The sequence below is a fragment of the Natrinema sp. LJW11 genome, from assembly GCF_056135975.1.
Genome location: NZ_JBWBDM010000005.1, coordinates 298,791 through 323,732 on the forward strand (window position 1 = coordinate 298,791; position 24,942 = coordinate 323,732).

Here is a 24,942-nt window from a genome sequence, read left to right on the forward strand (position 1 = left end):
ATTGTCGACAGAATAAGATTTCAACAGAGCCACTACAACAGCTTTCCGATCAAACCGGCGCGCAAAGACACTGGACACGATGGGGTGGGTATGTCCACAACTATCGACCTCGAAGATCGGAATCATCGGTATGGCGAGTGCTGCTTAACCTCTCGTGTCCGCACAGGTGTCTTGCTTAAAGCCCACAATATGAGTCTCCTGATAAGTCTGGAGTCGATGTCTCAAGAGGCCGCGCTGGATGTGACGCTTGAGGACTACCTCGAGTCATTGGGATAGTCGATACGCTGTCGGTACACCCAGGTGTCGAGTGTAAACTACTGAATTCATGCGTTAAAACCGATATATAGCCCACTCAGGAACCCAGTAGATAGAGCTCGAAGTAGTAACGCCAGTCAGAACATCGTTGACTCTCTATTCTTTCTGGGTGTGAGCCCACTGCAGATACTGCTCACCTCGAGGGCGTCGACGACACCGATCTCCTCTGGGAGGATCCGATCCCCGATTGCGATCACATCTGGAACTCGAGTGTTGCGCTCGCTTTCGGATAAACCGCACGTACAGTTACGAACGAACGCGGTATCTATACGACAACACGGGCTTCTTGGACACTCTCGAGCGTCCGGACGTTCCGAAGGTGCTTGGTCCCGATCCCCCTGAGCGTTCGAACACGCAGTCGTCGACCAGTGTGGCCCTGACTCGACAGAGGTTGAAAAGACCACTCGTGAGGCCTTTCCAAAGCGGATGGGAACCGATATCACCATCTTAACCAACAGAACTATGAATTGGCGTTCCGCGTTGGTTAACACGAGAACAGTCGATGTCCTACGAGCCACCGACTCCACCAGCGAATCTTCCAAGGGAGATAATCACCGCGCTCAACGATTTCACTCCGGAGGGCCTCCAGGACGTTGCTACGTACGCCGAAGAGCTAGCCGAACACAAGGAACGCGAAGCCCGTCTCGAGGAGGAAGAGGAGGAGGCAGACCGGAATGAGGTGGAGGAACGGCCAGACGACCTCCCGGACGACGTCCCCGCAAAGGCGACGATCACCATCAAGGAAATCAACGACAATCGCTACTACTACTGGCAGTGGCGCGAAGGCGACAAAATCAAATCAAAGTACAAAGGGCCAGTCAACTCGGATGTGTGATATTCTCAAAAGATAACATCGGAAGAGGAACCCCACACCACCATGTCCGGAGTAATTGCCACAGAGAGACGTTATTACGTGAGGTGAACACCGCGATGTCCGCTGTTGTAGTCGTTTCGTGAGTCGGTGAGACGTGGGAAAGGGCAACTGAAAACGAGCCCCGCACCGTCACATCCAACGTTGTGCTCGACGAGCCGCGTGTGCCCCATCTCTTTGCGGGTATCGAGGACTACCCCCAAATCACGCACACGGATCAGTTGGTCGGACATCGTTCTTGCAAAGGGGATATCACTCAGGAGGGGTTCGGACACCCCTCTATCGATGTGTTCATGAGAGACGGTCTCTTACACGTCGAAGGAGCGCTTCGAGAAAATCGAATCAACCGGTGAAATCGATACTAGATGGGGTCGGTTCTCGAGAGAAGGCGGAATCAGTCGCTAGCACACACACCGTTATCGAAGTGTATATCGAATAGTTGCTTTGGATGGTGTTCTCTCTGTGAGAGCAACAGTCCGACTGAGGACGACGCAGGGGCAGGACGGTACAGACACCCCTCTATCGATGTGTTCTCACTGTGGGGGTGGAGATGAGAAAACGACGAGTGACTGGAAGAATTGAGGTCTATGACGCGGAATAGAGGGTGATAGCGGAGGGGATTCGTGGAGAGAGCGCGTGTGAGAGATCATTTGCTGTTCGCTTCTTTCGAAGCGGACTCAGGAATGTCACAATTAAGGTTCAGAACATATCGTTGAGACTCAGAACACATCGAACACTTCGATAGAGGTGTGTGTGAGTGTGTGTTCTAGAAAGCTAGAAGAAGAGAAAGAAAAGTCGCAAATAAATCCCCAAATTTACTGACCAATCAGTTCTCTCCCGGCGGATCTACCGATACCATCGCTCTCGCCCGTTCGATTCCGTCGATCAACCCCCTCCCCTTCGAGGCGCCGAACACATCGATAGAGGGGTGTCTGTCTCATCATCCCCTTCTCTCATAACACATCGTCGGCCGCTTTTACTATTTCTGAGGTTCGCTGTCCTAACCGGGTTAAATCATCGGATATTATCCGTCTAATCGGAGAAATACACATCGACAACGGTGGGGAACACTTTTGGTCCCACCCTGTATGGGTCACCGTATGGATGACTTCGAGGATCCTCGAGATGAGGCGGGGACATCGAAGGACGAAACGATTGAGGAGGACATTTCCTCATTCGAGTCTTCTGCGCCCGAGACGTCTTCATCCTCGAGTACCCCGCCGCCGACCAATGATTCACAGTCGATCGAGGATATGTTGCTGGAGTTCGACCAGCAAGAAGGACTCATTCGTGATCGGTCGCTTCTCGATCCGAATCACATCGTCGAAGAGGATCGAATTGTCGGTCGCGACGAGCAACTCCAAGAGGTGACGAAGATGCTCCGCGTCGCCCTCGGCGACAATCGTCCGCCGAATCTCTTTCTCTATGGACCCTCGGGGACCGGTAAATCCCTCATCACCAAAGCAGTCTGCAAGAACATTAGCGCGATCTGCGAATCGCGTGATATCCGGTTCGGGACGATCGAAGTCAACTGCCAGGATCTCGACACCCTCGGCGTCGCGGTCTACGAACTAGCGAATCGCGCTGCCGACGAAGCCCTCGTCGAGGTGGAGGTTCCGAAACACGGCGTTGCGACGAAGGAAAAGTGGGACGAACTATATCGGATCGTCAACGAGAACTTCGATTCGGCGGTGTTCGTCCTCGACGAACTCGATATGCTCGTCGGTCGACGAGACAAACAGGAGCCGGCGTTCTCCCGCCTCCTCTATCAACTGTCTCGAGCCGGCGCAAATAACGAACTCACTGCGCACGTTTCAGTCGTCGCGATCTCTAACGATACGAAGATGATGGAGTCCGTGGGGAGTCGGGCCCTGAGCTCCTTTACCCCCGAAGACGTCCACTTCGACGATTACGATGCGAATCAGTTGCAGTCGATCCTTCGCCGTCGCCAGGACGCCTTCTACGACGACGTGCTCGACGAGGACGTCATTCCGCTGGCGGCTGCCTTCGCAGCGCAGACCCACGGCGATGCTCGCAAAGCGATCGATCTCATGCGCGTCGCCGGTGAACTCGCCGAACGCGAAGGCGACGCGGGTGTTCGTGAAGAACACGTTCGTGAAGCCCAAGACAAAGTCGAGAAAAACCGCGTCCTCGAGGTCGTTCGGGGTATCAGCACGCAGAAGAAGCTCTGCCTCTACGCGACGGCAGCTGTCGCTGCCGAAACGGACGATGAATCCGCACGTAGCACGACCGGCTACAGGGTGTACCAGTTCCTCACTGAGGCGATCGAGGCCGACCAGTATCACCAGGAGACCTACGTGAACAAGATGAAGGAGATGACGACGTACTCCCTCGTCGACTTCGAACGACGAAGCCACGGACCGAGTTCGGGGATGTTCCTCGAGTTCCAGTTCGGCGAGCGTCCCGAGACGATTCTCGAAACGCTTCGCGAGGATTCGCGTATCGACATGGTCTCCGGGGACGAAGTCTCGTCCGTCGTCAAAGCACAGGTTCGAAACGAAAACTGAATTCCGGTACTCTCGAGAGTTATCGGTTTGGTTGATCCACCACACACCTCTATCGAGATGTAATCGCTCGAGAGAGCGTGTGTAAAACGGTATTTCTTGAACTGTCTCCCCACCGACGTTCGGGGCACTTCTTCACTTACTATCCCGTATATATCCTGTTGGGTCTCTCAGAAACTGCAATCCTGCACGGTAATCACCACACCTCTATCGAAGTGTCCACACACCTCTATCGAAGTGTTTCCAGTCGTCTCTAGCGGGGATACTCAACACCTTTGGAAGATAGTCTCGGTGTACGTCTCGTATTCTATGTATCTACTCTGAATCGAATGGAGACTGGTATCTCTCGTCGGCTCTGCGCTGGGTACGCTTCCCGAATGTTCCGGACTGAGAGCTCGAAGTCCGGAATGACGTTCGTTCCCGGATTAATTTCGGCTCATCCATCTGGGCGGTCGAGGGCCTCCAATCGGGCTTCGGTTCGTGTCGGAATCGCTCGGCGTGGACTCCGCCGGTCACGGCGGCGTCGGCAAATCCCGTCGCAGACTCTCGTACCGGACTAGATCGAGCATCGCGACGTACGTCGCTCCCCCGTAGGCGACGATCCAATGACCTTCGCTATCGGTACTCGCAACCGGTTCGTGCTCGAAGAGCGTTTGGGCCACGCCTTCGAACGCCCCGTCGTCGGTCGAGGACGCGTAGTACCCTCCCTCGGCGACCGCCTCGTCGACGATTTCCCGTTCGTCATCGGAGAGGCCAGTGACGGAAAACCGATACCGTGATTCGAGGGTCTCGGCGTACTGCTCGTCACTCCCGAGCCGTTCGGCCAGGGTATACTCGTAAGTCGTCACCGTCGTCTTAATCGGCTTGACCTCGACGCCCATCCGTTCGCCGTCGACCAGGAGGACGTCGAATGCCGGTTCGGGGACGAGAACTGAGGTCGCCTGTTCGTCCTCAGTATAGGTTCGCTCGTCGCTGACGGCGTCGACGCCGGACCCCCGATCCGACAGAGCCGATTCGATCCATTCGATGTCGGCGGGCGGAAGGGTGTCGAGCGACCGTTCGGCCCCCTCGGTCGCACCGTCGAAATCGAGCAGGAGGTGATAATTATTGCGCGTTTCGGTGGTCAGTTCGGTTCGGTCGAGTGCGACCACCTCGTCTTCGAAGCGAACCGGGTACGAGACGTCCAGCGGCGGGTGCTCGCCCGATGCGGTCGCCGATCCGGTTTCGAGGACCTCGGCGACGAGTTCGCGCATTTCGTCGATCCCGTCATCGTTCCCTCCGTCGTTCGAGCGGACGTCGAACGTCGCTGACTCGAGGATTTCATCCGTTGTGGCGTCAGCCATCCGCAGGACACCGGCCGGATCCATCCCACATCCGGCGAACGCGGCACAGAGTCCAGTTGTGAGGGACACGAGGACGCGACGTCTGGAGAGCATCACTCGGCCAACGATGTGTCACAGGCAAATACTTTCTGCTCACGTATCGTTTCGAACGCCGGCTAACGGAGCGTCCGGCGGCCTCCTCGCAACTGTCTCGGCGTGGCCTCACCCCCTCTATTACTAGGCTGATTTGTATGGTCGATACAATAGGTGTGATTGGTAACGTAGGTGTAATATCTACAATAGGTCCAATATGTATAATAGGTGAAATAGCTGCACTGCGTAAGGTAGCTACGATATGTGAACTATCTACTATCGGTCAAAGAGGGTAGATGCGGTCGGATCTCTATGGGAATTTTAATGCGGTTTATGCGATAGCTGAAATAGCTATAATCGGCAGTCGGCTAACAATAGGTACTTATTCTACTTCACCTATCTCACCCAACTCACCTAACTCAACTATCTCTCCTATTGTGACTGTTGTAGCTAGCGATGCTATTTCATCTGGCGTGGCTACTCTCTCTACCGTCGCTTGAGTCGGCCTGGTGAGTCGGCGTCTCACTTCTACAATAGGTTCCTCACCCACCTCTCCTATTGCCTCTACTTCACCTATTGTAACTACTTCTCCTATTGTGCCTCGAGTAGGTAGAATTAATATGATGGGGTGAAATGCATTCTTCACCAGCTGAAATAGGAGATATCCGAACAATAGGTGGATATTCTAGCTCGCCTATGACAGAGGACATCCAATTATGACCGATACAACGACCGAGTCACGTGCCGTAAGCGTGGTTATTTTGAAAGGTGGCGTCGGCAAATCAACGACTTCGATGAATCTCGCGCGCCAGCTCGTCGAGCGCGGACGAACCCTCTACGCTGATCTCGATCCGAACGGTCACGCAACGAACGGCCTCGGTTTCGAAGCGGCGTACAACGGTGAGATCAATCTCGGTGACGTCATTCTCGAGGGCAACGCGACACCCCACGACTTGATTCGATCGACCGATTACGGCTTCGACCTTCTTCCGTCCTCGAACACGCTCGAGGATGTCGAAAAGGACCTTGCGGGCGCGATGCAGGGCTCGGCTCGGATCAAATCGAAGATCGTCGATCCGTTGCTCGAGGACGAGTACGACTTCATCGTTTTCGACTGCCCGGCGTACCCGGGGATGCTCAACAACAACGCTCTCGTTGCGACGGGGAACGTCGTGATCCCGATCGAACCGGGCTCGAGTGCGATCGGCGGCTACAAACGAACGATGGAACGGTTGATCGAACCGGCCCGAGAGTACATCGACGTCGACGTCCTCGCTGTCGTTCCGAACAAACTGTCCGATCGGATCGACCAACAGACCGAAGATCGGGAGCTACTCGAGAACCTGAATACTGCGACCTACGAGGTGAATCCGGGACAATCGTTACAGGAGGCAATCCCGAACTTCGCTCGGATTACGGCCGACGAGTTCGACGCGATCGACGCCGGCGAGATGACTCCTCCGAAACCCGGTGTTCGCCACCGATCGGCGCTGTCGCGATCACTGCAGCAAAATCAACCGTTGCAGGATTACGATCCGGAGAACGATCAGATCGACTTCTACGAGGAACTCGCCGAAATAGTTGCCGTCGGAGGGGTCGAACGATGAGTAATCCGTTCGACGATCTCAAAGAAGACGATGCGGACACGGCCGAGTCGGACGATTCGATCGATCCCGAGTCACACACTGATTCGAAACGAACTGATACTGACTCGAGCGGAACTGACGAACAGCCGTCGGTAGCGGAGCCCGCTGCCTCGAGTCTATCCGATGAATCACCCGCAGAAACCGCCGTGGAGGGAAGGGGGTCCGACGCGACCTCGGACGAACCGCTATCGCCTGCAGAGACGGGACCGGCGTTCGAGTACAGTGAAGTGCAACAGAAGCCGTTCTATGCACGCACCGAGACGGTAAACCAATTCGAAAACGAGATTCGGATGACGATCGTCCCGACACTCGCCGAGGCTGGACTGCTCGACGAGGAGACGCGCGAAATTCACGATGCTGTCCTCCGCCTCGCAAACGAACAGCCAGAACGGATCGCCGAACTCGTCCTCGAGGAACGACGACAGTCAGGGAGTCAGTGAGTTCGTCTGACCGTATTCCTCGTCGATTCGGAACCGATCTGAAACCGTTTTCTGCGCCCCCGTGGTGATCGCTTGGACCTCGGCATATCAGGTTTGCAAGATGGCTTTCTCACCTTCTCTCTGCAAAGAATAGGTACCTTTGGTTCAATAGGTTGCGTGGACCGCCTCGGTGAGACAGATACAATAGAGTGAATAGAAACGGTAGTTGGAATAGGTTCACTAGGTAGGATAGGTAGGAGGGGTATCCTTTGTGGGAAAAACAGGGGCTGGATCGGTTCGACCCGAAACTCCGAGGTAGCTGACCGGCCTCCAATAGAGCTCGCTCTGTGACTTCGAACGAGCTAACCGTCGAAGCAGGCGTGACTAGCTGACTGAGTTGTCCAGATCTCACGCAACGGTGCCCTCCCCAATCTATAAATCGTATTTCGATATATCGTTCTTGTGTGGCAGTTTCGCCCGTGACTCGAGTTGGGCGAACCGCGATGCGGTGGTCACGACTGAGTTGTCCACTGATCGCACGATAGCGGTCCGATCAGGTGTGCAATGGGCTTTCGTGGCTACTGTCGAACCAGTGAAACGATCGGTTCTGGCAGCGGTAGTAACAAATCGTACCGCTCACTATTTCCCCCTTTTGAACGGAGCTAGTACGCAGGTTTATAAGCTTTAAATACATCTTTGTGAACGACTCATGGTTGACCCGAAGGAATCCATTAACATCGAAAACGTAGTCGCGTCGACCGGCATCGGGCAGGAACTCGATCTCCAGAGCGTCGCAATGGACCTCGAGGGGGCCGACTACGACCCCGAGCAGTTCCCCGGTCTCGTCTATCGAACCCAGGATCCCAAATCTGCCGCCCTGATCTTCCGCTCGGGGAAGATAGTCTGTACTGGCGCGAAAAGCACTGACGCCGTCCACGAGAGCCTGAACATCGTCTTCGACGAACTCCGTGACCTCCAGATCCAGGTCGAAGCGGATCCTGAGATCATCGTCCAAAATATCGTCAGCAGCGCCGATCTCGGCCGCAACCTCAACCTGAACGCGATCGCCATCGGGCTCGGCCTCGAGAATATCGAATACGAACCGGAGCAGTTCCCCGGACTCGTGTATCGACTCGATGAGCCGAAAGTCGTCGCCCTCCTCTTTGGCTCCGGGAAACTGGTTATCACCGGCGGGAAACAGGTGGAAGACGCCAATCAGGCCGTCGATGCGATCGTTACCCGTCTCGAGGATCTCGGCCTGCTCGAGTAACGCATTTTCTTCGCCGCTGAACCTTTTGCTTGTACTGTTACCATCTTCAGGGGTGCTATAGTAGAACTGAAACGAGTCACACACCGATCGCACAGTCCGCGGTTCCAGCTTGCGGCAATCTCCGGCCCGCGCTACTATCGTGTGATCGGAAAGTGCAGTAGCTTTCAGCTACGACAGGGCCAGAACCGTTGTATGCGTACAGACGGAGGCGCTACTACAACGACTGTCTGCGAACGTAATGAGCACTTCTCGACTCGTTGGTTAGATGAATACCGGATGGGCTACGATCCCGTTTCGATGAGTTCCGCTTCTCCGTGCGTCTCGTCGACGGTGGTAACTCGAACCGTGGCCTCGATCGCTGCAATGTCTTCCTCGAGGAAGAGGACGAATCCGCTCTCGGTTTTGCAGACGAGCGTTCCGTCGGATTTCTCATCGACGATATCGACGGCGACCTCCTCTCCGGGCTCGGGTTTCCCGCCGAGGGGCTCCCCGCACCGCCAACAGTCCGTTTCGTATTCTGCAGACCCTTCTGGAGCATTGTTCGCCCCACACCGAGGTGTATCACATTTGATGAACGAGTCGTGTTTCCCTGGATGATAGCGTCCCACGTCGCAACCGATGCCGGTAGTCCCTAAAAATATGCCGCTGATCAGTTGGTCACCGTAACCGATGACCACGAGACGATTCGATCTCGAGTAGCCACTGAAAGTCAATGCAGTCCCGATCGCACGACGGCTATGCGATCGGTGAGTAAATCGTTTCAGTGGCTACGATAAGTGAGCCCTGGGCCGCCCCGAGGCCAACCCTGAGCGCTGGTCTGCTGGGCCTGTCCCAGGGACGAGCCTCGTCTGGTTCAGGGACTGTTTGATCCGGTTGAAGTCGACGACGGCGGGGAGAGCAGAGCGTCCATCTCGTGGAGACTAAACAGCGACCAGTTGTCGCCGAGATCCGCAGCAAGCCCGTCGACGAACCCGCTCTTCGAGAAGAGGGCAAATTCCTCGTCGCGCGTGTCCGGCCCCCACCGCACCCGCTCAGCTTTGTCACGTAGCGTCGCAGCGAGCGAGTGTCCAACGGGGTCCGTCGTCCACTTACATTCCGCGAGTAGCACCCGGTCTTCGTCCGGAGCAAGGCCGACGATATCAATCTCGTCTTCCCCGTACCACCACCGACCCACGTCGGAGTAGGGGCCGAGTTCGTCACGCCGAATCGATTCCCAGACGGCTTCCCGACAGACGTCCTCGAACGTCATCGCGACGTGGTTGGGAAGATTCGGTTCGATAGTGCCGTCGTAAACGATCGCTGGCGCTTCTTCGATGCTAGAGCGGTTGGGCTCCACGAAGCGAAACCAGAACCGCAGGAATTCGTCGGCAACCTGGTACCGGGATCGCTTTGATTGCTTCGCTGACGCGGTCACTGGGACCTCCCGGTCAATGAGACGCAGTCGGCGCAGCGTCTGAAGGTACTTCGATAACGGCCCCGAATCGATTCCCGTCGCGCCAGCAATCTCGTTCGGGGTCGTCCGGCCCGTTGCGACCGCTTCGAGGATGCTCATATACCGAGCTGGGCTTCGTAGCTCGGTGCGCAGCAGGAATTCGGGTTCGGTATAGAGGACGGCTGTTGGAGAGAGGATCTGCGTCCTGACGTTCTCGGCGAGTGACTGGGCGTAGTCGAAGAGCGTGAGGTACATCGGCGTCCCGCCAGTAACGGCGAATGAACGGATCGCGTCCTCGAAGTCGTATGCGATCGCCTCGCGGGCCTGCTGGAAGGAGAACGGCTGGAGGTCGATTTGCCCCGTTCGGCGACCGTAGAGCGGACTTTCGTGGCCGAGGACCTCGGATTCCATCGTACTGATGCTCGAGCCACAGAGAACGAGCATCGATTCGGTGTCCCGGAGCTGTTCGTCGACGAACGACTGGATGTACGACGGGAGCGAGCCGTTTTCCTCGACGAGGTACGGGAACTCGTCGATGACGACGATGAGTCGTTCAGTGGCGAGTTTTTCGCCGAGGTAATCGAACGTCTCGTCCCATCCCTCGGTACGGGGAACGCGATCGTCGAAATGGTCAGCGATCGTTTCGACCAATTTCTCCCGCTGTCGATGTTCGGCTTCCTGCGCCGCGAGGAAGTAGATATGTGGCTGATCGGTACAGAGTTCTTTGAGGAGCTCCGTCTTGCCCACTCGACGGCGGCCGTAGACGACGTAGAACTCGTCGCTCGAGGATTCGAACGCCGTCTCGAGGGCGTGGAGTTCCTCGTTCCGGTCGTAGAAGGTCATACTCTAGGTAATGATTACTGCGATAATGACTTATGCCTTCCGCCGCGCACCATACTCGCTCGTTGCGTCCTGAACTCGATAGTCTCGCGGCTCACCGAGGATCTATGGGAGCCACTGAAATGAATCACACACTGATCACACCGCGATCGTGCGATTAGGATGAATTGAGGTGTAGTGGCTACTATAGTGGGAGACGGACGGCTGTCGAGAGATTATATACGAGTCTCGCTACGGAAACGGTATGTCTTCCAGCCCCGCAATAGCGGACGCGTTTCCGGAAGTCGACGATATGCACGACTGGCGCGTGTCCCACGCGTTAAATCCGTCCGTTCGTTCTCGGAATCCTTAACTGCTAACGCACGGAATTTTCGATATGTACGATCTTACCGGCTTCCAGCGCGACCTGCTGTATACGATCGCTGGCCAAGACGATCCGCACGGCCTCGCGATCAAAGACGAACTCGAGGACTACTACGAGAAAGAGATCCATCACGGTCGACTCTATCCGAACCTCGACGAGGTCGTCGACAAAGGTCTCGTCGAGAAAGGCGAACTCGACCAGCGAACGAATTACTACACGATCACGGCTCGCGGTCGGCGCGAACTCGAGGCTCGTAGAGAGTGGGAAGATCAGTACGTCGGCGAGTTGCTCTCCGAATCGGAGTAACGGATCTTCATTGCGTTAGCGATGCAACGCTCAGCGCCGCTGAATCGATCCCCGGTCGAGGGAGGGCCAGGAGTGAATCACGCTCAAGCGATACCTCACACGTTCAGGGCGTATCCGAATCGTCCGATGGTGACGGCGGACGCTGGGAGAGCTCGTCAAATCGCTGTTGGGCTCGCTCGGAGCGGTCCACCGTCTCGCGTTCTTCGGACGCGATGTCGATCACTTCGTCGTCCTCGAGTTCGACGCTCACTACTGCATCGACGTGACGAGCGTCTTCGGGGAGCCGCGCCGTGTCGAGGACCGCTTGGTCGACCGTTTCGCCATCGTCCTCGAGCAACAGTACCGCGAGGTCGTCCTCGAACCGGTCCACGACCGCCGTATAGGTGCCGTCAGTCGTCATCGGTATTCCCCCTCGAGTACGACGGTCCCGCTGTCGTTTCGCACGGTAACGGTATCGCCGCCGTTGTTCCAGATTGCACGGCCCGAGCCCCAGTACAGATCGCTCGCTGAATCCGTTCCGCTACCGGTGTAGAGGGTGACCCGTGCGCCCGGGTCGAGCGCGAACCCCCTCGGGAACGTGTAGGTGTAACCCGCTTCGTCGGCGACGGACCAGCCGGTGAGCTCGAACGGCTGGTCACCGATGTTTTCGAAGACGAGATACTCGTCGTTCAGGTTGTCGCTCTCGTCCCCGGCGGCGTCCTCGTGGATCGTGACGATCGACAACGCGCCCTGCTGGTCCGTCGGCTCTGCTGGGTCGGGTTCCGTTCCACCATCAGGGACGGCCGGTGCTGTCGTCGACTCCGTGATCGAGATCACCGTCCGGTTCCGGAGAGCATCATCGACACCGGGTTCGATCGGATCCCCGTCTCGAAGTGCTAGCGGCGCAGTCGGTGCAACGCGTTGGGTCGCGACCGTGATCGCGGACCCGTTGCTCGTCAACCGGACGTTTCCGTGCGTCGCCGTCCAGTAAGTGCGAACGGACTGCTGGGAAAACCGCTCGAGGACCGATTCGTGGGGATGGCCGTACTGGGAGTCGTACCCGCTCGAGACGACGGCGATGTGCGGGTCGGTAACCTCGAGGAACTCGCTTCCGGAACTCGATCGACTGCCGTGATGGCCGGCGCTCAAGACCGTCGCATTGAGGCCGGCCCCGTATTCGTCGACGAGGAACTGCTCGCTGGCAGTCTCTCCGTCGCCGGGAAGCAGGAAACTCGAGCGACCGAAGCCGAGCCGAAGGACGATACTGTTCTCGTTTCGATCCCCGTTCGCGATATATCCCTCAGGCGGCGCGAGTACTTGCGTTTCGACCCCCTCGAACGGAATCGGGTCACCCGCTCGCGTCTCGTACAACGTCACGTTGTGTTCGTCGATCGCGTCCAGATATCCCAGATAGGTCTGGGACGTCGACGTGATCCCGGGATCGTACACCGCGCCGATTCCATCGCCTTCCGTCTCGAAGTAGTCGATGACGGCCTCGTGGCCGCCGATGTGGTCCGCATCGGCGTGCGTCGTCACGAGGGAGTCGATTCGATCGATATTGTGCTTTTTGAGATAAGCGAGCACGTCTTCGCCGTCGTCGGACCAGTCCCCCGAATCGATGAGCATCGTCTCGTTCGTCGGGCCGACGATCAGCGTACTCGAGCCTTGGCCCACGTTGATGAATTTGACCGACAGGGTTCCGTTCGAACTCGCCGTTCGCTCGTCCTCCGTCTCACCCGCCGATTCAGGTGCTGGCCCCGTCGATTCGTCCGGCGACGGGGCTTTGTCACTGATCACGCCACCACACCCTGCGAGAGTGACGAGGACGATAACGATGAGTACGCTGAGGAGCCGTCTCCGCATCATGGACCCCTCACAGGCCGGAGATGCATAGATGTACCGTGGTCGTTATACAGTTCTCTGCAGCCGCTCAGCGGTTACTCTCGATCAAACGGTATCCGGTGGCCGATCCCGTTCCGTGCTGTGCCCAGTGATCGAAACGAGACTCGAGAGAAGAGGGGTTAGAAGTAGAGGTCGCCGATTCGATCGGCGGTTCGCAGTGCGAGCGCCTGCCCGGTGTTGGTCGGGTTCGGGCCACCGAGCCCGTTCGCCAGCGCGGAGTGGTCCGCGACGAACAGCCTCGAGACGTTCTTCGCCTCGGCGTTCTGGTCGAGGACCTTCCCCATTCGCATCGTCGACTGCATGTGGAGCAGCAGGGGCGGCCACTCGCACCGGTGGACGTGTTCGGCGCCGGCTTCTCGATGGATGTTCGCGGCGATACGCGCGAGTTCGTCGCGCTTCGCGTCGTCGTCGGGATGCGGTTCGTACTTGACCTTCGGGACCGGTCCGTGCTCGTCGCTGAACGTGTTGTCCAGCGAGACGCCGTTGTCCTGACGCGGGAGGTCGTCAGTGAGGATCAGGAGCGCCTTCGTCTGCCTGTAATCCGACATTCGGCGCTTGAGATCCTCCCCGACGACGTAGCCGCGGGTGTCCCACGGCTCGCCGGGGTCGACCGGGGTGTCGAAGCTGTACCCGGCCTCGGTGAAGAGGTAGTCGGCGTAGGAGACGAGGCCGGGCGACATACCGATGTCTTCCATGCCGCCGATGCCGGGCTTGTCGAACCGAACCGCGGAGTTGTGCCCCACGTAGGGGTCCATGTGTTCGTTCTCGGGGTTGATTTCGGCGACGGTATCGTCGTCGTAGACGCCGACGACCCAGTCGAACCAGTGGGTCGTGAGTCCCTTTCCGACCCAGCCGTCGTCGGGCAGGCCCGAGTTGAGCCAGAGTCGCGGCGACTCGATGCAACCGGCGGCGAGGACGACGGCGTCGGCCGAAACGGTCTGCGAGGAGCCCGACCAGGAGTCGCGGAACGTGACGCCGGTCGCCTCTATCGTTCCGATCCCGTCGTTCGTCTCGATGTTCGTCACGAAGGCGTTCGGACGAATCGCGACGTTCCCCTCGTCGGGGTCGTCGTTGGTGTCGAGCGCTCGCGGAACCCAGCTCACGTTGGCGGACTTCCGAGATTTTTCGCGAACCGGTGCGTCGACGGGTGTCGACCCACCCTGGAAGTGGTCACCGACGAGCGTATCGCCGCGGAACCCGTCGTCGTAGCTGAACGACCCCTCGTAGTCGGCGTCGAGCGGTTGGTTGGTCGCGGTCTCCTCTCCGGGGTCCGAGACGGCGTTCGCCTGGGGCCGCCAGCCCGTCTCCGTGACGTTTTTCGAGTCGATCCGCGGGTAGCCGGCGTTCGTCGCCCCCTCGATGAACACCTCTTCTTTGGCCGTCATCGGCGCTTGCTGTGTGCTCGTCACTTCTTCGTTGAGCTGGTAGTACGGGACGAGTTCCTCGTAGGAGATGGGCCAGTGGTCCTGTTCGTCGATGGCGTGGGGGTATGCTCGAGGGTGGTTCGCGAAGTAGTGGAGCGAGGTGCCACCGACCGCGCCGACTTGCCAGATGAACGCGTTCTGGTGGAGGTTTCGGAACCACGGCGCCCGCGAGTGGTCCGCGGGGCCCACACGGAGGTAGCCGTGGGTGGGGTCGTTCGCGTCGGCTTCCCGGTGGGTGAACTGCTCGTCCAGGAGTTTTCCGTCGAGGTCGTCGGGATCCGTGCTCACCGTCCCGCCGGCATCGGCGTGTGGTTCGGGCCACTGGTCGTTACCGTGCCACGGCCCGCCCTCGAGGATGAGAACGTCGAGGCCGTGCTCGCGGGCGAGCCGTGACGCGGCGGCGGGACCGTCCGCACCGGCACCGATCACGACGACGTCGGGATCGTTCATCAGGTGTCACCTCCGATACCGTCGATAACGTCGTCGCCGGTCAGATCGTCCGGAAGGTTCAGATTCTTCGCTTTCGGATCGCTGAATCCGCCCGGAACGGCGTGGCGCCAGTCGGCCGCGTGCCCCGGTGCCGGCCCCGGGTAGCCGCTCTGCTGGTGGCTCTGGACCGCTCCCGGCTCCGTCTGCATTTCGCGTTCGTTTGGCGTGTTCGTCTTCGTGTCGCCGTATCCCGACCACTCGGTGTAGTATCCGAAGCCGTGGAGGCCGTTGACCGCCATGACGACGTACTTCAGGATACCGGCGTCGGGAACGAGCGGCGACAGGAGGTCGTCGAGCGTGTCGATGACGCCCCCGTCGATGATCGTCCACAGGCACCGTAGCCGATCCTCTCGAGAGAGCCTGGTGAACGTCCCGCCGCCCGGGAACTGCTCGTTCGGGGAGACGGGATCTTCGTTCTTTCCGAGCGCGACGAACTCGGCGGCGACGAGATCGAACACGAGCGTGAAAAGCGCCGCGTAGGGGTAGTTCTGGAGGACGCGGTGGACGGTCTCGTTGCCCGTCTCGACGACCAAATCGAACGCTGCTACCCCCTCGGTCGTATCGTCGATGTCGGCGAACCCGATCTCGAAGCGTTCGATCGGTCCGAACGTGAGGTGGTCCTCGAGCGCTTCGCCGTCCAGATCGAGGTCCAGGAGGCTGATATCCGCGAGGTCCAGTAGCGCATCCAGATCGGAGCCGAGCCCCGTCGTATCGACCGTCACCTCGAACAGGCTCCGCGGCATCTCCGGCCCCGATTCGCTCGAGAGCGTATTCTCTAGGAGGTCATCCTTTTCGGTCACCATCTCGGCGCGAATCTCCTGAAAGTGGTTGAAGTCCCAGATGAGGAACTTCTCTAACTCGACGTCGAGACCGCCCGGAACGTGCTCCGGCCCGAGTTCGTCCTCGAGCTGGGGCGTCCGTGGCACGATCGCGTCGACGATCGATCGGTACGTGTCCGCGGTATGGGGATCACTCTGCAGTGGCGAATCCATCGCTGCCCGTGCAGTTTCGAAGGTGGCGTTCGACATGGACAGCGCCGCGAGTCCGCCGATGCCCTTCACGACTCCCCGTCGGCCTATCTGGCTCCTGTCGTTTTCTTGCATGGTGTGTCCGGGCCACGTCAGCAACTATTGCTCAGCTGCTGTGTGACTCTATCACAAGTGAACCAGAATATAGCGTATAAACCTATGCAACTGATATAACCTACATTATTCTCGAGTTACACCATCGTAGATATACTTGCTATTACGGAGTTATAGTGATCTAAAGGGGATATAAATATGTCTGAGGACATAATATTGAATTTCGAATCTCCGCTTCGCGATAGCAAAATGTGACTGATACTTTCACATTCATATACTATTGAAGACGTGTGATTGAGGGGGTTTCGTCCCACATTGTCGCACACGTTCAAGGGACGTCGACACCTACGAGGGGACATGGACGAGGACCCATCAGTCTCGATCAACGCGATAAAACGATCGTACACGATCATCGACGAGATATGCGACCGTGACCGAGCGGGCGCGACCGAACTCGCGGATGCGCTGGGGCTACCGAAGAGTACCGTCCACAACCACCTCCGTACGCTCGCGACGCTGGGCTACCTCGTCGAAGAAGACGGGACGTACCGCCTCGGGGCTCGATATCTCCACTTAGGGCAGAAATCGAGGAACTCCCGGGCGGTCTTCCAGCACGGTCGCGACGCCGTCGAGGCGCTCGCGGAGCGGTCCGGAAGATACTGTCAACTCGCCGTCGAGGAGAACGGAGAGACGGTCGTCATTCAATCGACGCAGCGGGTTTCCGACGACGGTGCCCGATCCGCTCGACAAGCGTATCCGATGCGCGCGCACCTCCATACGAATGCACTGGGCAAGGCGCTACTCGCGCAGCTGCCATCCGAACGGATCACGGCGGTGATCGATCGGACGGGCCTGGTGGCTCGGACGGAACTGACCGTGACGGACGAGGACGCCCTCCGATCCGAACTCGAGACGATACGAGAGCAGGGGTACGCCGTCGATGAGGGGGAACTCCTCAGTGGGATGATCGGCGTCGCCGCTCCCATCGCGACTGAACGGACCGTCCACGGTGCAGTCGCCGCGTACGGCGCTGGCAACGAGATGCGGGCGGCACTCGATGCGGGGCTTCCCGACCTCGTCACAGAAACTGCGGACGACATCAGGGCGGACATCGTCTTCGATACCCTCGAGTGAGCGCTTCGTCTCGTAGAGGACCCCGCCACGCGGACTCCATCGCGTGGATCACTCGCATTTCCGTCCCACGATGTGGCACGCGTACGGAGATCTCGAACCGGAGCGCGAGTCGGGATTCCGACGGAAACGCCTCACAACCAATTATGAGGTAAATGTGATATGTGAATCGGTTTTCAAAAAACCAGATGGTCCGGTAGGTAATTCGTCCGCCTATGAACTTCGGGAACGTCGTCGACCACATCGCGAGGAATACTCCGAATGTGCGGGCAGTAGGGGACCCGGAGCGGCAGCTAACGTACGAAGAACTGTCGGCGGCATCCGACGCGGCGGCCAACGTTTTCGCGGCGCGCGGTGTGGAGCCCGACGATCGCGTCGCCATCTGTCTCCAGAATCGGGTCGCGTTCCTGACTGCGTACTTCGGCGCGATGAAGCGGGGGGCCGTCCCCGCTCCCGTCAACACGCGATTCACCGACGAGCAAATTCACTACGTACTCGATACCAGTGCTAGTTCGGTGATCGTGACCGACGAGACGTTCGAATCGGTCGCGACAGACGTGGAAACGGCCCTCACCGTCGACGGGAGCGTCGGTGCCAACTTCCACACCCTGCTCGAGGACGCGTCCGACACGTACACCGTGCATCCGCGGCGGAGCGACGAGACGGCAGCGGTCGTCTACAGCAGCGGGACGACCGGGCGGCCGAAAGGCGTCCGGCACACGCACGGCAACGTCATCGCCAACGCGCGGGGAATTCGCACCTACCACCGCCTGACGCGGGACGATGTCGGTCTGACGGTGAGTAAGTGCTTCCACGTCACCGGCCTCAACGTCACGACGACCCCACTGCTCCTCGCCGGGGCGGAAAACTGGCTCCTGCCGAGTTGGGATCCCGTCTCCGTCGCGGAGACTATCGAAAATCGCGACGTCACCTACACCTTCCTGACGCCGAACATGATGAGGGCTCTGCTCGCCGACGAGGACGTCGACGACTACGATCTCTCGTCGCTGCAGCGGGTCGTCGTCGGCGGCGCACCGATGCCGACCGAACAGTTCGACGACGCGGCGACAGCGCTCGACGCGACGGTCCTCGAGGGATACGGGATGACCGAGACGACGCCCCTGGCGGCGTTCAATCGACCTGATACGGCGGTGCGAAAGCCGGGTAGTGTCGGCCCTCCCGCTCGCGAGGTCGTCGACCTGCGCATCGAAGACCTCGACACGGGCCAGCCGGTCACCCGGGGGGAGCGCGGCGAACTACTCTGGCGGGGCGACACGGTGACGCCGGGATTCGAGCGCCGACAGCGCGAGGCGGAGGTCTTCGTCGAAAGAGACGGAAACCGATGGCTCCGCTCCGGCGACATCGGATACCTCGACGAGGACGGTCACCTCTTCGTCGTCGGTCGACGCGGGGATATGTTCACCGTCGGTTGTGCGAACGTCTTCCCGCGCGAAATCGAGGAGGTCCTCTACGAGATCGACGGCGTCACTGGGGCGGCGATCATCGACGCCCTCGACGATCGCCAGGGGGCAGTTATTACGGCTATCGTCACGCGTGACGGCGACATCACCGAGGATAGAATTCGCGAGATTTGTGCCGCCCGACTCAGAGAACACGAGGCGCCGGAACGAATCGAATTCGTCGACGACATTCCCCGGACGGCGACGGGGAAGATCGATCGCGTTACGCTCGGGGAACTGTTCGGGACACTCTCGTCTACCTGAATCTGACCTTCTGCTGTCAACGGTCTGCGTTTCACTGGCTCGACGTTGTCGCCGTCGAACAGTGCGTCGAAAAGCACGGACTCGATACCGATTTCGAGGCTATATGGAAATACTATCACTCGGATACATTTCGGCACAAAATGCACGCTCACTATACACACCTACGCGCTCCTTTCAGCCACTATATAACGAGACTCACGCCACGCGCGATAAGGGAGCGGACAGGACCGGTGCCCGCATAAGCGAGTCCGTCGATCGGATCCACTGCGTCGAGATGGGGTCGAAAAACCTCTAATCGGTCAGTCGGTCGGACGATCCCGCGTTGCTGATTGTATTCGATCATTCCTTTCTCATCGAGTTTGGGGAGATGTTCTCGGTAGAGTGGGATATAGACGCGCTGGCGTTGGGTGGAGGTTAGCTCTGCGACAGTCGTCTCGTGTTCTTTTGCCGAGACGATCTCGGCGAGGTCCCCCATCTTGATCGGTCCATCGTTATCCAACAGATAGGCGATTACATCTCTTCTACGGCTTGCCTTGAGGAGATGAAAGATTCCGTCTTTGGTGAGTTTCGACGTCTCTCCTGGTTCTCCATCGCTGGAGGGAAAATCACTGTTGATCATCATTTCGATTATCCGTTGACTAAATAGAGGATGTACTTCAGGAGTGAAAACACATTTTCCAACACGATTTGGTACAATAGAATGTCACTATGGCTGGTAAAACCACTGAGGGCCAAAGGGAATATCCATTACAAATACGCGTTGCCGCCTTGTATCAATGGATCATAACCCGATTGCGTACTACTCCTATCCCATCACATGGGCGATAATTCGCGCAAGTAGAGCCTTGGTGTGGTCGGCTGAAACCATTATCCCCGGCTTAGATCGTTCTCTTCGGAACCCCCTCGGATTCCCCTCACCACACTCATTTCGACGCCGGTCGTGATCACTACTCGTACCCTGCCGTACTGTCGAGTTGGGCAACGGTGACGACTCGATCCCAACTAGTCCGGCATCCTACTCGTCATCGTCGCTGCCACTATCGAACGGATCGTCGGAGCTCTCGCTGCGTCGCGATCAGTGTCTAAATCGTTTCAGGGGCTACTATAATACGAAGGTAAACACAATTCGCGATCTCCATGTGATACCAACACCAAAACTCGATAGCCAAATTGCTCTCTTCGTCTCCCTCTCTTTGAGCAAGCCCAACCCCGAGGCTCTCACCATCCTTCTTGATGACCGAGGATATGACGACCAGAAAAAAGCGACTTTCCCGTCAATACGTGGGTCGTCCACTGAGCGCGCATCGTGAGTGCACCTCGTTTGTCGTCCGTTCCGAAACTGTACGCGGCAGGAATTTCCAAACCTGGCGTACAGAACGGACTCAGTTTTCTGCCTCCGTTATACGGAGTTCGTCATCGACTTCGTAGAAGTAGCCCCGCTCGAGCAGTCGGGTAATCGCGTGCTCCGCGTCCGCAGACTCGAGCGTCAGTTCGTCGGATTCGAGGAGGATTTCGACCGCGCGTTCGCGCGAGATCGACTGCACGTCTTCGTGATCGTCCGAACCGCGGCTGTGAGTGCAAAGGAGGTCGTACGAATCCAAAATCCACTCCGGAAGCGGTGGCCGCGGATCGGTGAGATCGTTCATCTCGGGTTCGTGTGCACAGTCTTCGTACTCTCGCTGCTTAAGGATACTCCCCAAACCGGGGAAACTACCGCCACACGAGAAGACCGTCTCGAGAACCGGACCGAACGAGCAGCGATCGCAATCTCGAGTCGGCCGGCGGCCGTAACCAGCTTTGACTGAGTGGCCTCGAGATGCGCACAGGGGATGGTTCCGGTTCTCGGGGAGAATACAACAGGCACAATAGGCACAATAGGAACATCAGGTATAATAGGTATAATAGGTATAGTAAGTACAATAGGTGGGCAGCAACAAGAGACACGAGAACGGGGCTGTGTTGTCTCCGTTTCGTCCGACATCTTCTCTCGATCAGCACCATCTAGTGAGACGACTGTGAGAACTGTACAGGCTGAGAAATCGACTTGAGAGAGATAGCTAGCAGATCCACTCCGTGAACGGTTCGCAGTCGGATTCGACGAACCTCGGGGGCGCGAGCGCCGTCGCCTTCAACTGAATAACGAACGCGTCGGTACCTGTTCTCTCCCTCCCTCTCACCAGCCGTTTCGTCTCGAATAACTAGAATAGTTTGAAATTATATGTATGGGGTGTTATACCATAGAAAATATATTTCGACGCGGGTCAGATTTCCACGTTTCCATCTCTGTAATCGAGGCCGACGTTGACAGTGACGATTCGACGATCGATCTTCGGTGACCAACAACACACCGTCCTCGACGTCGTGTTTCACGATAGGCCGCGGAAGAACGAACCTGTAGCAACCTCGTTTCTGGCCGCTTCAGTCGTTTCACGACCAAACTTGTTCGTTTCGGGATTGTCGGCGTCGTCTAGCCGATATCGTCCGATGGCAGGTCAGATCACTGTCTCGTCGACCGTAACACGATCCGAGTTCTGGACGGGATCGGGATGTCGATCGGCTTTGTATCCTATTGAGAGACTATTGCTCGTTCCGGGTAGTATCGAACCCTTCTATAATGTGACTGGTATTTTGAAGGGAAATATCTAGCAAGATGGGAGTGAATACTGAGCGTCAGTAACGGTTTCGGTGTTCCGTCTCATCCCACAAATTCCCGATCGAGAGAGCTGCTACGATAGGGGCGAGTCGCGTTCTGGAGTATGGGTCGCGTTGAAACGCCACGCCTCACCCTTTCGACCGCCTCTGAGCGCCGCGACGAGGCGGTCCCGTGATGGAGCGTCGCGGGGATCAGAAGGTTATAGTCTCTCTAGGTAGTACGTCACACGGTATGGAGTATACCGTTGTCGATAGCGAGGATGTACCGCTCACCGACCTCTCCGAAATCGACGAAATGCCGCCGGATCTGGACATGCGGGCCGTTGACGAGGAACTCGACTGTCAGAATAGTGCGGTGAAGATCTGGTATTTCGACGAGGGCGAAGAGATCGGATACCACGCGCACTCGGAGCAAGAAGAACTCTTCTACGTCCTCGAGGGAACGTTTTCGCTGAAACTCGGCCGCTCGGGCGAGGCGGAGTTCGTCGAGGCCGACGAGGGGACGTTCTGGGTCGCCGCGCCGAAGATCGGCCACGGCCATCGCTGTATCAGCGACGATGGCGGCGCAGTCCTCGCCTTCGGCGCGCCATCAGTCGACGATCCAGGCCGCGATCCCCACTCGATTTCCGACGACGAGATCGACGGCTGACGGCCCGCGAAACCGACCGTGTGGCCGCTGAATTCCCCTCGAGTTCTCGGGCCAAACGGTGGTGTGTGGTAGTTTACCAGCGTGAGAGAAGGGGTGAGACGACTCGAGCTGGACGGCTGTTGTCATGAGACCTCCTCGAGTCGTCGTTTCGCCTCATCCACGATCCGTTATAGCAGCCGCTGAAACGATTAACACGGTAATCGGAACGCTGTCGTTGGATTCGGTGTGCAGTGACGTTCAGCGGCTACTATCCGTGTCGCCGTTGTGGGTATGGTCGTGATCGTGCTCGTGCTGGTGTCCGTGTCCCACGTCCGGCGTTTCGAGAACGTCCTCGCACTCGACGTTCGTGTAGCCGGAATGGAACAGTTCGACTGAGCCACCGTCGGCGTCGAACGCGTGCCGTTCGATACAGCCGACGTCCGCGCCGAGCAGGTGAACGCTGACGCTGGGTTCGTCCGACGTCGTCTCGACGGAGTGGATGTCGTTGTTCGGCGGGATCAGTTCGTAGTAGTCACCGCGTTCCATGCGCTCGGTCCGAATCCGGTCGAGTTCCGCCTCGCCTTCGTCGTTCGTCGCGTCATCGACCCGGCGGTAGAAATCCTCGCGTTGCGTCCCGCCGTAGATTCCGACGAGTCCCCACGCGAGATGGTCGTGGACCGGCGTCGAAGCGCCCGGCGGAAGGACGAGCGTGAACACCGACAGTTTGTTTCCCTCCCGGTACAGCAGCCACTGCGCGATGTCCTCTCCCATGTTACCCTTATCGTCCACGTCGTCCATGGCGAGTTCCTGATACCGTTCGGCAAGCCAGTCGTCGTCCGCGAGGAGTTCCTCGAACGGGTCCGCCAGCGCCTCGAGTAACGGTGGAACCGCCTCGTGTTCGTCGGCGGCCGCTTTCACCGTCTGGACGAACTCTCGCAGTCGATCGTTATCGTAGATGAACTCCGGTTCGGGGTCCGATTCGGTTGACGCCATCGTGTCGTGGTAAATGTCATCAGTGATCATAAACGCTCGGTCGTCGTCCACAACGGATCGGCAGGATCGACCCCGTTTCCTCGCGAAGACCGGACGGAAGCGTCTCGAGGCGAACGCCGCCGCGATCCGGTGCCGTCTCTGAGGTGTCGAACAGAATACTTATGATCGCGATCCGGTAACGTTCCGTCGTGGGAAATAGCGCTTTCAGTGCCCTCTCCGCGTTCAAAAGCGGCGTGCGCGACCTCTGGAGTGGCGGACGCGGAAAGGTACTCACCGCGACCGCCGGCGGTTGGCTTCTCTCGGTCGGCGTTCGGATGATCTATCCGGTGATGCTCCCGTCGCTACGGTCGGCCTACGGGCTCGACCTGACGACCGCCGGACTCCTGTTGACGGTGTTGTTTCTCGCCTACGCGTTCGGCCAGTTTCCGGGCGGCGTCCTCGCGGATCGGTTCGGCGAGCGATTCACGCTCTCGGCCAGCGCGGTGATCTCCGCCGGCACGCTGACGCTCGTCGTCACCGCCAGATCCGCGATCGTCCTCTTCGTCGCGACGGCGCTGTTCGGGTTCGGAACGGCACTGTACGCAGTCGGTCGATATACCGTGCTCTCCCGGCTCTATTCGGAGCGACTCGGCGCTGCGAACGGTGTGACGGCCGCGTCACAGGACGCCGGCCAGTCGATCCTTCCCCCGATCGCCAGCGTGCTCGCGGCGACGTTCCTCTGGACGTACGGATTCGGGTTCGTGATTCCGCTGTTCGTACTCGCGGCCGTCACCCTCTGGCTCGTCGTTCCGGTCCGTTCGACAAGCGTGTCGAACGGCAGATCCGGCTTCGGTCGCGACGATCTCACGGCGCTCCGATCGGCGTTGAGTCGACCGACGATCGTCTCCGCGACGGCGGCGTTGATCCTCGGCCTCGTCGTCTGGCAGGCCTTTACGAGCTTCTACCCGACGTATCTGATCGAGGAGAAAGACCTTTCGACGACCGTCGCCAGTCTCCTGTTCGGGACGTTCTTCGCGCTCGGTATCTGCATCAAGCCGCTCTCCGGGGTGGCGTACGATCGATTCGGCATCCGGCGGTCGCTCGCGATCGTCGCGAGCGGTCCGACGATCGCCCTCGTCGCGCTGCCGTTCGTCGACGGGGTGTGGGGCCTCGTCGCGGTAACGGCGCTCGTGAGCACGCTGCTCGGCTTCGCGACGGTCCTCGAGCCGTCGTTGCTTCGCTCCCTCCCCGCGGATATCCGCGGCACGGGGTTCGGGATTCTCCGCTCCGTCGGGTTCACGATCGGCGCGATCAGCCCCGTCCTGTTCGGAGCGGCGGCCGAACGCGGCTTCTTCGACGAGGGATTCACGATACTGGCCGTCTTCGCGGCCGGAATGCTCTTCCTGGCGTTTCGCATCCCCGAAAATTGATGCTCGTTGCGACGGCCGGGACGCAGCAATCGCCCGCCGCAGCCGAGTCGGCGAACTGACCACAGAGCGCGAGTTCCTCGTATCGCTCGGAGAGGCCGAACCACTGCCGTCCGGGATCGGAAATGG

The 24,942-nt window shown here is 58.6% G+C and carries 21 protein-coding genes and 1 pseudogene; 11 read left to right on the top strand and 11 right to left on the bottom strand.

All coding sequences use genetic code 11. The annotated features are described in order from the left end of the window. Positions 1-817 precede the first annotated feature (817 nt). Together AC0QDI_RS15515 and AC0QDI_RS15520 are read left to right on the top strand one after the other, a co-directional pair. A complete protein-coding gene (locus AC0QDI_RS15515) occupies positions 818-1,150 on the top strand; it encodes a DUF6788 family protein (RefSeq protein ID WP_474669712.1) in 333 nt (110 codons plus the stop codon). A 1,136-nt stretch (positions 1,151-2,286) separates the two neighbouring features. Then, positions 2,287-3,714, top strand: coding sequence for an orc1/cdc6 family replication initiation protein (locus tag AC0QDI_RS15520; protein ID WP_474669714.1), 1,428 nt, complete (start codon positions 2,287-2,289; stop codon positions 3,712-3,714). A 509-nt stretch (positions 3,715-4,223) separates the two neighbouring features. On the opposite strand, the gene AC0QDI_RS15525 is transcribed toward AC0QDI_RS15520, so the two are convergent. Both AC0QDI_RS15525 and AC0QDI_RS15530 read right to left on the bottom strand, forming a co-directional pair. Then, the gene (locus tag AC0QDI_RS15525) at positions 4,224-5,054 is read right to left on the bottom strand and encodes a hypothetical protein (RefSeq protein ID WP_474669716.1); all 831 of its coding nucleotides are present in this window, start codon (positions 5,052-5,054) and stop codon (positions 4,224-4,226) included. Positions 5,055-5,508: 454 nt separating this feature from the next. Next, positions 5,509-5,772, bottom strand: coding sequence for a hypothetical protein (locus AC0QDI_RS15530; protein ID WP_474669718.1), 264 nt, complete (start codon positions 5,770-5,772; stop codon positions 5,509-5,511). Between the two features lie 70 nt (positions 5,773-5,842). Here AC0QDI_RS15530 and AC0QDI_RS15535 point away from each other — a divergent pair, with 70 nt between their 5' ends. From AC0QDI_RS15535 to AC0QDI_RS15545, 3 genes are all read left to right on the top strand, one after another. Next, complete coding sequence (locus tag AC0QDI_RS15535) at positions 5,843-6,733, top strand: ParA family protein (RefSeq protein WP_474669720.1); 891 nt, start codon at positions 5,843-5,845, stop codon at positions 6,731-6,733. Further along, positions 6,730-7,212 carry a DUF7970 domain-containing protein gene (locus AC0QDI_RS15540; RefSeq protein ID WP_474669722.1) on the top strand — a complete coding sequence of 161 codons (483 nt, stop codon included), beginning with the start codon at positions 6,730-6,732 and terminating at the stop codon, positions 7,210-7,212. The genes AC0QDI_RS15535 and AC0QDI_RS15540 overlap by 4 nt, the downstream gene beginning before the upstream one ends. Positions 7,213-7,900: 688 nt before the next feature. Then, the gene (locus tag AC0QDI_RS15545; protein WP_474669724.1) at positions 7,901-8,461 is read left to right on the top strand and encodes a TATA-box-binding protein; all 561 of its coding nucleotides are present in this window, start codon (positions 7,901-7,903) and stop codon (positions 8,459-8,461) included. 281 nt (positions 8,462-8,742) lie between these two features. Here AC0QDI_RS15545 and AC0QDI_RS15550 read toward each other — a convergent pair whose 3' ends face one another. Together AC0QDI_RS15550 and AC0QDI_RS15555 are read right to left on the bottom strand one after the other, a co-directional pair. Then, positions 8,743-9,069 carry a TRAM domain-containing protein gene (locus tag AC0QDI_RS15550; protein WP_474669726.1) on the bottom strand — a complete coding sequence of 109 codons (327 nt, stop codon included), beginning with the start codon at positions 9,067-9,069 and terminating at the stop codon, positions 8,743-8,745. A gap of 245 nt (positions 9,070-9,314) precedes the next feature. After that, positions 9,315-10,736, bottom strand: a complete 1,422-nt coding sequence (locus AC0QDI_RS15555; protein WP_474669728.1) for an ATP-binding protein — start codon at positions 10,734-10,736, stop codon at positions 9,315-9,317. Between the two features lie 373 nt (positions 10,737-11,109). On the opposite strand from AC0QDI_RS15555, the gene AC0QDI_RS15560 reads away from it, so the two are divergent. Next, positions 11,110-11,403 carry a PadR family transcriptional regulator gene (locus AC0QDI_RS15560; protein WP_098727058.1) on the top strand — a complete coding sequence of 98 codons (294 nt, stop codon included), beginning with the start codon at positions 11,110-11,112 and terminating at the stop codon, positions 11,401-11,403. Between the two features lie 103 nt (positions 11,404-11,506). Here AC0QDI_RS15560 and AC0QDI_RS15565 read toward each other — a convergent pair whose 3' ends face one another. The 4 genes from AC0QDI_RS15565 to AC0QDI_RS15580 form a co-directional block, all read right to left on the bottom strand. Then, positions 11,507-11,803: a DUF3006 domain-containing protein gene (locus AC0QDI_RS15565; RefSeq protein ID WP_474669731.1), complete on the bottom strand. Its 297-nt coding sequence runs from the start codon at positions 11,801-11,803 to the stop codon at positions 11,507-11,509. Next, complete coding sequence (locus AC0QDI_RS15570; protein WP_474669733.1) at positions 11,800-13,248, bottom strand: lamin tail domain-containing protein; 1,449 nt, start codon at positions 13,246-13,248, stop codon at positions 11,800-11,802. The genes AC0QDI_RS15565 and AC0QDI_RS15570 overlap by 4 nt, the downstream gene beginning before the upstream one ends. A 155-nt stretch (positions 13,249-13,403) precedes the next feature. Then, positions 13,404-15,158 (bottom strand): GMC family oxidoreductase N-terminal domain-containing protein, encoded by a 1,755-nt coding sequence (locus AC0QDI_RS15575; protein ID WP_474669735.1) that lies wholly within the window; start codon positions 15,156-15,158, stop codon positions 13,404-13,406. Continuing rightward, positions 15,158-16,300, bottom strand: coding sequence for a hypothetical protein (locus AC0QDI_RS15580; RefSeq protein ID WP_474669737.1), 1,143 nt, complete (start codon positions 16,298-16,300; stop codon positions 15,158-15,160). Before AC0QDI_RS15580 ends, AC0QDI_RS15575 begins: the two co-directional genes overlap by 1 nt. 336 nt (positions 16,301-16,636) lie before the next feature. On the opposite strand from AC0QDI_RS15580, the gene AC0QDI_RS15585 reads away from it, so the two are divergent. Beyond that, the gene (locus AC0QDI_RS15585) at positions 16,637-17,413 is read left to right on the top strand and encodes an IclR family transcriptional regulator (protein ID WP_474669739.1); all 777 of its coding nucleotides are present in this window, start codon (positions 16,637-16,639) and stop codon (positions 17,411-17,413) included. 212 nt (positions 17,414-17,625) lie between these two features. Beyond that, complete coding sequence (locus tag AC0QDI_RS15590; protein ID WP_474669741.1) at positions 17,626-19,134, top strand: class I adenylate-forming enzyme family protein; 1,509 nt, start codon at positions 17,626-17,628, stop codon at positions 19,132-19,134. 181 nt (positions 19,135-19,315) lie between these two features. Here the strand turns inward: AC0QDI_RS15590 and AC0QDI_RS15595 are convergent, their stop codons facing one another. Beyond that, positions 19,316-19,753 (bottom strand): DUF7344 domain-containing protein, encoded by a 438-nt coding sequence (locus tag AC0QDI_RS15595; RefSeq protein WP_474669743.1) that lies wholly within the window; start codon positions 19,751-19,753, stop codon positions 19,316-19,318. Positions 19,754-20,243: 490 nt separating this feature from the next. Between AC0QDI_RS15595 and AC0QDI_RS15600 the strand changes: the two are divergent. Further along, positions 20,244-20,454 (top strand): annotated as a pseudogene (locus tag AC0QDI_RS15600) (IS5/IS1182 family transposase); the annotation flags it as partial. Positions 20,455-20,516: 62 nt separating this feature from the next. Here the strand turns inward: AC0QDI_RS15600 and AC0QDI_RS15605 are convergent. Further along, positions 20,517-20,780 carry a hypothetical protein gene (locus AC0QDI_RS15605; protein ID WP_474669903.1) on the bottom strand — a complete coding sequence of 88 codons (264 nt, stop codon included), beginning with the start codon at positions 20,778-20,780 and terminating at the stop codon, positions 20,517-20,519. 1,238 nt (positions 20,781-22,018) lie between these two features. Here AC0QDI_RS15605 and AC0QDI_RS15610 point away from each other — a divergent pair. Beyond that, the gene (locus tag AC0QDI_RS15610) at positions 22,019-22,435 is read left to right on the top strand and encodes a cupin domain-containing protein (RefSeq protein ID WP_474669745.1); all 417 of its coding nucleotides are present in this window, start codon (positions 22,019-22,021) and stop codon (positions 22,433-22,435) included. 237 nt (positions 22,436-22,672) lie between these two features. Here AC0QDI_RS15610 and AC0QDI_RS15615 read toward each other — a convergent pair whose 3' ends face one another. Next, positions 22,673-23,407: a cysteine dioxygenase family protein gene (locus AC0QDI_RS15615; protein ID WP_474669747.1), complete on the bottom strand. Its 735-nt coding sequence runs from the start codon at positions 23,405-23,407 to the stop codon at positions 22,673-22,675. Between the two features lie 233 nt (positions 23,408-23,640). Here AC0QDI_RS15615 and AC0QDI_RS15620 point away from each other — a divergent pair, with 233 nt between their 5' ends. Further along, complete coding sequence (locus AC0QDI_RS15620) at positions 23,641-24,816, top strand: MFS transporter (protein WP_474669905.1); 1,176 nt, start codon at positions 23,641-23,643, stop codon at positions 24,814-24,816. Positions 24,817-24,942: the final 126 nt, after the last annotated feature.

Bases quoted from the DNA above. Each gene is read 5' to 3' on its own strand.
- AC0QDI_RS15515 (WP_474669712.1), top strand. From the start codon at position 818: ATGTCCTACGAGCCACCGACTCCACCAGCGAATCTTCCAAGGGAGATA.
- AC0QDI_RS15590 (WP_474669741.1), top strand. From the start codon at position 17,626: ATGAACTTCGGGAACGTCGTCGACCACATCGCGAGGAATACTCCGAAT.
- AC0QDI_RS15520 (WP_474669714.1), top strand. From the start codon at position 2,287: ATGGATGACTTCGAGGATCCTCGAGATGAGGCGGGGACATCGAAGGAC.
- AC0QDI_RS15545 (WP_474669724.1), top strand. From the start codon at position 7,901: ATGGTTGACCCGAAGGAATCCATTAACATCGAAAACGTAGTCGCGTCG.
- AC0QDI_RS15575 (WP_474669735.1), bottom strand. From the start codon at position 15,158: ATGAACGATCCCGACGTCGTCGTGATCGGTGCCGGTGCGGACGGTCCC.
- AC0QDI_RS15605 (WP_474669903.1), bottom strand. From the start codon at position 20,780: ATGAACGATCTCACCGATCCGCGGCCACCGCTTCCGGAGTGGATTTTG.
- AC0QDI_RS15570 (WP_474669733.1), bottom strand. From the start codon at position 13,248: ATGATGCGGAGACGGCTCCTCAGCGTACTCATCGTTATCGTCCTCGTC.
- AC0QDI_RS15555 (WP_474669728.1), bottom strand. From the start codon at position 10,736: ATGACCTTCTACGACCGGAACGAGGAACTCCACGCCCTCGAGACGGCG.
- AC0QDI_RS15615 (WP_474669747.1), bottom strand. From the start codon at position 23,407: ATGGCGTCAACCGAATCGGACCCCGAACCGGAGTTCATCTACGATAAC.
- AC0QDI_RS15565 (WP_474669731.1), bottom strand. From the start codon at position 11,803: ATGACGACTGACGGCACCTATACGGCGGTCGTGGACCGGTTCGAGGAC.
- AC0QDI_RS15595 (WP_474669743.1), bottom strand. From the start codon at position 19,753: ATGATCAACAGTGATTTTCCCTCCAGCGATGGAGAACCAGGAGAGACG.
- AC0QDI_RS15580 (WP_474669737.1), bottom strand. From the start codon at position 16,300: ATGCAAGAAAACGACAGGAGCCAGATAGGCCGACGGGGAGTCGTGAAG.
- AC0QDI_RS15610 (WP_474669745.1), top strand. From the start codon at position 22,019: ATGGAGTATACCGTTGTCGATAGCGAGGATGTACCGCTCACCGACCTC.
- AC0QDI_RS15525 (WP_474669716.1), bottom strand. From the start codon at position 5,054: ATGGCTGACGCCACAACGGATGAAATCCTCGAGTCAGCGACGTTCGAC.
- AC0QDI_RS15560 (WP_098727058.1), top strand. From the start codon at position 11,110: ATGTACGATCTTACCGGCTTCCAGCGCGACCTGCTGTATACGATCGCT.
- AC0QDI_RS15535 (WP_474669720.1), top strand. From the start codon at position 5,843: ATGACCGATACAACGACCGAGTCACGTGCCGTAAGCGTGGTTATTTTG.
- AC0QDI_RS15585 (WP_474669739.1), top strand. From the start codon at position 16,637: ATGGACGAGGACCCATCAGTCTCGATCAACGCGATAAAACGATCGTAC.
- AC0QDI_RS15540 (WP_474669722.1), top strand. From the start codon at position 6,730: ATGAGTAATCCGTTCGACGATCTCAAAGAAGACGATGCGGACACGGCC.